The organism is Archangium sp. (assembly GCF_036389735.1).
Taxonomy (GTDB): Bacteria; Myxococcota; Myxococcia; order Myxococcales; family Myxococcaceae; genus Archangium.
On the sequence record NZ_DASVWK010001068.1, the window covers coordinates 1 to 4,553 of the forward strand.

Annotated in this window: 4 protein-coding genes and 2 pseudogenes; 2 read left to right on the forward strand and 4 right to left on the reverse strand. The window is 67.8% G+C overall.

Annotated features, from left to right (window positions below; all coding sequences use genetic code 11):
• Positions 1 to 1,061: pseudogene (locus tag VF794_RS38250) on the forward strand (hypothetical protein); the annotation flags it as partial.
• A 12-nt stretch (positions 1,062 to 1,073) separates the two neighbouring features.
• On the forward strand, positions 1,074 to 1,559 hold the full coding sequence (locus VF794_RS38255) for a DUF2381 family protein (protein WP_331118392.1): 486 nt from the start codon (positions 1,074 to 1,076) through the stop codon (positions 1,557 to 1,559).
• Positions 1,560 to 1,583: 24 nt separating this feature from the next.
• Here VF794_RS38255 and VF794_RS38260 read toward each other — a convergent pair whose 3' ends face one another.
• From VF794_RS38260 to VF794_RS38275, 4 genes and pseudogenes are all read right to left on the reverse strand, one after another.
• The gene (locus VF794_RS38260) at positions 1,584 to 2,030 is read right to left on the reverse strand and encodes a SitI3 family protein (protein ID WP_331118394.1); all 447 of its coding nucleotides are present in this window, start codon (positions 2,028 to 2,030) and stop codon (positions 1,584 to 1,586) included.
• 37 nt (positions 2,031 to 2,067) lie between these two features.
• Complete coding sequence (locus VF794_RS38265; protein WP_331118396.1) at positions 2,068 to 3,138, reverse strand: hypothetical protein; 1,071 nt, start codon at positions 3,136 to 3,138, stop codon at positions 2,068 to 2,070.
• 352 nt (positions 3,139 to 3,490) lie between these two features.
• The gene (locus tag VF794_RS38270) at positions 3,491 to 3,961 is read right to left on the reverse strand and encodes an FKBP-type peptidyl-prolyl cis-trans isomerase (protein ID WP_331118398.1); all 471 of its coding nucleotides are present in this window, start codon (positions 3,959 to 3,961) and stop codon (positions 3,491 to 3,493) included.
• Between the two features lie 29 nt (positions 3,962 to 3,990).
• Positions 3,991 to 4,553: pseudogene (locus VF794_RS38275) on the reverse strand (hypothetical protein); the annotation flags it as partial.

Sequence of the window (4,553 nt, forward strand, 5' to 3'; positions counted from 1 at the left end):
GCTCTCTGGACGCGGAGGCCCTGCACGCGCGCTCGGAGCGGCTCGCCCGCTACGAGGAGCGCTACCCCGTGCGGGGAGAGCCCTCCGCGGCGGAAGAGGCCCCCACGCCCGTGCCTCCCACCCGCTCCGCGCCGCCGGACGGGGACGGGCCGGTGCCGCCTGCGCCGAAGGAGCCGGAGGCCTCGAGGGAGCACGAAGCCTCGGGTGCCCGCGCCCGGGGACTGGTGGGAGTCGTGACGACCCTGGCGCTGGTGGGGGCGGTGGCGCTCTTCTTCGTGGCCCTCTCGGGGCCCCAGGCCCCCCTTGTTTCGGGGGGGCGGCCTTCGCGAGAAGTACGGTGGGGCCCCCCACCTGAAAGGTTGTCCTGGGGTACCCCCGTCATGCCCGTTACATCCGGCCAGGAAATGGCCGGGCCGGGGTGGGCGCTGGAATCTGGCGGTGGCGCGGTGCCCGGTTGGTGGGCATTCATCCCCGCGCCCGCCGCCATCGCGGCGCTCCGTGAGGAAGACACGCGCTTGATGCTCGACCCGAAGCAGGGATTCGCTTGCACCTTGAAGAAGACACTCGTGGGGGCCGGGTGCACCGCACTGGCCGCCTGTGCTCCCCCGGCCACACAGGTCCGCGCCGAGCCCGCGCGTGCCGCGAAGGTCCGTTCACGGCCTCCGCCCGCCGACTGCCCGCCGGGGTCCATCGAGACGATGACGGACACGCTCGGCATCAGCATCAGGGACCACGCGAGTGCCACCACCGACCTGAAGATGACCCAGGAGCCCGGTTGGCGCTCCGTGCGTGAGGGCGAGACCACCATCCGGTTGGGCCTCGAGCTGGGGCGGCTGCCGCAGTGGACGATGCTGAAGGGGCGGCTCCTCGTATACGACACGCGCGTCTATGGGCGTCTCACCGAGGCCCGGACGCCAGACGGACAGGTGTTTCGCATCTGCTTGGAGTTGGTGGATCCCGAGGACTGGTTCGTGGGGTTGCAGAGAAATCCCGAAAAGGGCTCTGACACCCCCAGGGTGTACTCAGAGTTCAAGGTTCGTGCGGTCGACCGTTTCCAGTGAGCAGCCACCGTGATGATTTCTCAAGCCTCCATGGCATTGCTGATGCGCGTGCTCCTCGCGAGCACGCCCCTCGCGGACAAGCTGGATGGGCTCACCAGCTTGTTCGACTCCGAAGCGATGGATGCGAGGGGGGTCATCGCCCAGCCCATCTCCAAGCGCATCACCCGGGGATCGAGGAACGCGCTCGGGGTGCTCCTGGCCATTGCCATGCGTTCCGCCAACCGGGTGGGATTGCTGTTGGAGTTGGAGAACCGGAGTGCCGAGCCGTGGGCACCCCGGGGAGTGGTGGTGCTGGAGATTGGAGGCGAGGACCTGGTGGCCACGGTGTGGCCGCCCGAGCCCATTCCTCCCGGTGGCAGGGGCAGCGTCTTCATCGAGGCAGAGGCCAAGGACACGCAGGCGCTGGGGACGTACGTCCTCAAGGTGTCCGGGGACGGACCGAGGGGCATGACGCTCGGCAACATCACGTTTCCCCGACTCGAGGACAGACCGGAGTGAGCGGATGGCCCGGACCGTCTGCTGCTAGGGTGGTGACGGGAGGGGGCGCCAGTCAAAGGGAACGGTGAGCCTGCTCTTCAGCCAATTCTCGTCACGCCAATAGCCAGAATCCGCATTGAAGGCGAGCTGCCCTCCGAGCCGCTGGAGTTCGATGCGCTCTCCGTTGAAGAGGAGAACCGCGTCTTGGGCTTCCTCCAATAGGAGCAGGGATGCGTCGAGCAAGATCTGCCTGAATCTGTCCCAGTCCGCATCGGCCAGGCGGCGGAATCCAACCATGAGCGTTGGAGTGAAATGAAACGCCTGCTTGATGGATTCGAACCCGCTCTCGCTGGCGCAGATGGACACTGATGTGTCGAACAAGAAGAATCTGTCATCACTCCAGGTCAATCCGGTGAGCTGGCCAGCCAGCTTCTCCATGGCCTGCGGTGGCTTCATTCGGGTCGATAGATGAAGATCGTAGTCCAGTGCCATATGAGGCTCCAGTTCATCCGGCTCGAGCTGTGAGGAATCATGGATGGAATAAAATGATTCTCCCACCCTTGATGACAATGATTTCCTTCAGGGCCGCGATAGGACTTTCGAGGAGTTGTTTCATGAGGGCCTCGAGTTCCACCTGGCTGTCCTCGAGATTGAGGACGATTCTGTCGGCTTGCTGCTTGTTCACCTTCGATGCGATGGTGTCACGGATATTGCGAGGATTGTCAGTACTGGGAGCGTAACAGTCCGCGTATTCTCCGTTGAGCTTGTAGTCGGGTGCTTTGCCGTTGCCTTTGCGGAGTGGATTCTGTTCCACATCGTAGCCGTTCTTGGCGAGGAGACGGGCCGACTCGTTCTCGCGCTCATGCCCCCGTGTCGTTTCTTGATCATCGTTTGGTCGAGGCTGCTTGGGCTTCCCGGTGAGGCTGCCCTTCTTGGGCAAAGCCCCGTCGCCCGGCCCCATCGCGGTGGCGGCCACAGCCGTAGGCGGCAGCACCACCGTCAGTTGCTTGACGCCCAGCGCCAACGACTTCACCTGCCCCGCGGCCTGTAGTGACACCCCCGTGCGCACCGGGGAGGCCAGTGCCGCTCGGCCGAAACCGGGCAAACCCGGCCCCCTGCCCACGAAGTTCGTCTCACCCGACAGCGCCGCTGTCGCCAGCAGCAGGAGCACGCGCATGCCGCTGTCCCCCAGCACCCCGCCGAAGCGGTGGCCCGCCTCCTTCAGTTCCCCAGTGGTGCGGGCCCGCTGCGAGTCCTCCAGCAACCGCACTCCGGCAGCCACCATGGCCCACACCGGTCCCAGGCCCAGGTACGCCACCAGGTACAGCGTGAGCGCCGCGGCCAGTCCCTTCGTCACCGGTTCGGGCACCGGAATCATCAGCAGGAGCAGATAGGTGCTCATCGCCGTACACACCATGATTTTGAAGGCCAGCGGGTCCAGGTACTCGCTGATGGGGACGGCTGCTCCCTCCCACACGGTGTCCATGGCGAAGGAGAGCGCCAGTCGCATGCGCGCCAGTGTTTCCGGTGGTGGCGCGTTGTCGGGCAGCACGAGGCAGCCGTCCGCGGCTTCCGAGGGCGCGCACAGGCGCTCCATCATTCGCTGGGCCGGGTCGTCCCGCGGGCCTCCTTCCCAGGTTGCGAGCCGTATCCGGCCCTCCCACCGGGGCGCGTCCACGGCCAGGGACATGTGCAGCAGCAAGTCCGTCAGGCCTGAGATGAGTTCCTCCTGGCGGAGCTCCACGGGTGGAGGTTGGGCCGGAGGCGTATAGACGATGGGTGCCCCCTGGCCCGTGTCCAGACGGACCTGGGGACCGCTCACACAGCCCGTCAGCCAGGGCACCACCAGCAGCAGGCCGAGACCACTCCAGGTTCCGCGCATAGGCTCCCTCTTCAACCCCCTCATGGGTAGGGGGCACGAGGCAGGAGCCTATGGGGGGGATCCGACAGGCTCAGCGCACGGAGAGCAGCTCCACGTCGAAGACGAGCACCGAGTTGGGCGGGAGGCCGCCCACGCTCTGCTCGCCGTAGCCGAGCGAGGAGGGGATGACGAGCCGGCGCTGGCCCCCGGCCTTCATGCCGACGAGCCCCTCGTCCCAGCCCTGGATGACCCGGCGCTGGCCGAGCACGAAGGAGAAGGCCCGCTCGCTGTCGCGCGAGGTGTCGAACAGGGTGCCGTCGGGGAGCCAGCCGGAGTAGTGCACGAAGACGGTGCGGCCGTTGGTGGCCTCGTCACCGGTGCCCACCACCAGGTCCTGCGTGTAGAGGCCGGTGTCACTGCGGTTCATCGCGTTGAGGTCCACACCCAGCGAGGGCGCGAACTGTACCTTCGTCGGATCCCCCGAGGACGTATCCCCCCCACCACAGGCGGGGGCGAGGAGCAGCAGCACACAGGCGGAGAGGAGCGGAAGGAGTTGGCGCATGGGCGCGAGCGTAACAGCCCGGGAGCCCCCTACCGCTGGCGGTTTCGCGGTCCTCCGCCCGCCCACTGGTAACCCACGGTGGCGCCCGAGCCGATGAAGCCCAGGGCGATGTACTTGCGCACCAGCTTGAGCCGGTCGGTGTTGTCGACGACCTCCTCCAGCACCCCGTGCACGGCCAGCCCGAGCAGCATGCCCGCCGCCGCGCCGCCCATGGCCCCGAGGAAGGCATGCCCCCGGTCCCGGCTGCCGGCGAAGGCCAGCTCGCCCAACCCCCAGGTGCCCAGCGCGGCGAGGGGAGGGGTGAGCACCAGCCCGGCGCCGAACCCCGCCACGTCCAGCTCCGCCCAGCGCCCGCCCGCCGCCGCCGGTTGGAGGAACAGCAGCGCTCCGGGCGCCGAGCCCACCAGACTCCCGGCCGCCGTCTCCGCCGCCGTCACCCACAGCCGCTCCCCACCCACGCGGCTCGCGCCGTACACCCCGCCGAGCGGCACCAGCGCGGACGTCCCGTACGCCACCCACGCGCCAGCGGACACCGGTACGTCCTCGCGCACATGCGGGGACGTGGTCGCCGGAGTCTTGGGCGGGGCCGGCT

Coding starts and splice junctions, on each gene's coding strand:
- VF794_RS38255 (WP_331118392.1), top strand. CDS start 1,074: ATGATTTCTCAAGCCTCCATGGCATTGCTGATGCGCGTGCTCCTCGCG.
- VF794_RS38260 (WP_331118394.1), bottom strand. CDS start 2,030: ATGGCACTGGACTACGATCTTCATCTATCGACCCGAATGAAGCCACCG.
- VF794_RS38265 (WP_331118396.1), bottom strand. CDS start 3,138: ATGATGGAGCGCCTGTGCGCGCCCTCGGAAGCCGCGGACGGCTGCCTC.
- VF794_RS38270 (WP_331118398.1), bottom strand. CDS start 3,961: ATGCGCCAACTCCTTCCGCTCCTCTCCGCCTGTGTGCTGCTGCTCCTC.